The following is a 1,636-nucleotide window of genomic DNA, read 5'->3' on the forward strand; positions in this document are numbered from 1 at the left end:
AATCCATCAGTAAAATCTTTGGTGGAAATATATTCAGGGTTCTCTTTAGGATAGAAATAGGGATCTCGTTGGAATTTTCCTTTTTTAAGCAATAAATCAATGGTTAAATCGTACATCCTTTTTGCATCATTATCACATGAATTGTAAAATTCCCGTAGGTCCTTTCTGACAGAAACACTTAAAGCAGTGGTATGACCCAACAAACCATGTAACGTCATTATATGTAAATAATTTAAGCAGAATGTGTCAGAAAACAATCTCTTTGCACCCTTATTAAGATCGGACTCAGTAAATCCATTCGGAACTGGAAAACCATCTTTCTCCATGAAGGAAACAAGCTGCTTCTTTTGCTTTTCCCATGTCTCAATGGCAATTTCAAAAACATTTTTCACCTCTTCGTCTTCCAAAATAGAAATCATATATTTATTTACTATCTCGGTCATCGTTCCGTTCATATACTCCCCCCATAGTGTTCCAATTTCGGAAGACGTAAGTTTTAAATTATCATTTTCCATTTGTTCTCACCTCTTCCGTATTTTTTACTGACTCAGAAATAGTTATGCGTTTCCTTGGACTTAAACCTTTTAGTTGATAATAGTTGAGCAGTTTCTTGTTGAACTAACGGATGCAAGAGTTGCAGATCAAGCTGTTGAAATGGCAGCTTTTTTTATTGAAATAAATGGGCAGTTTAGTGTAATAAGAAAAACAAAAAAGGTTAACATTACCAATTCATTATGATAATATGAATGTAATCTTTTAAAAAGAGGTGAGTTTAGTTGAGTAGAGTAGAGTTGAGCAGAGTTGAGCAGAGTACAAAGTTAGATTTAGAACGAATTGTTTTTATTGGGAGGACCTTTGAAGAGTATTTGGATATGTTCTCGCTTTCAGAGGAAGAATTGCAAGGAAAGAAAATACTCGATTGTCCAGCAGGAGCTTGTTCTTTTACTGCTGTTGGTAACAAATTAGGTTTAGATGTAACAGCTTGCGATATTGCGTATTACCATTCGGGTGAAGACCTAAAAAATAAAGGTCTCCAGGATATTGATCACGCGATGGAGCATATGCAGAAAGCCCAAAACAATTATAAATGGGATTATTTCAATGATATTGAAGGTCTTAGAAAACATCGTTTAAGTGCCTTACAAGATTGTGCTAACGATATGAGGGAATCCAATCAAAAATACATCCCTGCCACTTTACCTTCTTTGCCGTTTAAGAATTTAGAATTTGATATTCTTCTCTCTGCACATTTTCTATTTATGTATGCGGATAGATTAGATTATCAATTTCACCTCGAAACGCTAAATGAATTATTGAGGGTTACGAAAGAGGAAGTTCGTATTTTCCCTTTAGTTGATTTAGAGGGAAAAAGATATGAGCATTTAGATAAATTAATAAGTTATCTGGCTGACAATTGCTGTACAGTTGAAGAAGTGAAAGTACCATATGAATTTCAAACAAATGCTAATTCGTTGTTAAAAATAAAAAAAAGTTAGTAAAAAGGGATCAACGTAGATGCGTTGGTCCTTTTTTACTACCCATCTTGTTGAACTAACGGGTGCGCGCGACAAGTTCTGTTATAAGTGCTACCGCGCGAAATGCAGGAAGTTTATTAAATTAACTTCAACTTTACAAT

Annotated in this window: 2 protein-coding genes; one reads left to right on the top strand and one right to left on the bottom strand. The window is 34.5% G+C overall.

Annotated elements, in window-relative coordinates; translation table 11 throughout:
- A partial coding sequence (locus J2Y67_RS27760) for a DUF3231 family protein (protein ID WP_310179406.1) occupies nucleotides 1-515 on the bottom strand: 515 nt, incomplete at its 3' end.
- A 276-nt stretch (nucleotides 516-791) separates the two neighbouring features.
- Here J2Y67_RS27760 and J2Y67_RS27765 point away from each other — a divergent pair.
- On the top strand, nucleotides 792-1,496 hold the full coding sequence (locus J2Y67_RS27765; protein ID WP_310179407.1) for an SAM-dependent methyltransferase: 705 nt from the start codon (nucleotides 792-794) through the stop codon (nucleotides 1,494-1,496).
- The last annotated feature ends 140 nt before the right edge of the window (nucleotides 1,497-1,636 follow it).

Origin of the sequence: Neobacillus niacini (assembly GCF_031456445.1) — a bacterium.
In the GTDB taxonomy this organism is placed as follows: Bacteria; Bacillota; Bacilli; order Bacillales; family Cytobacillaceae; genus Neobacillus; species Neobacillus niacini_I.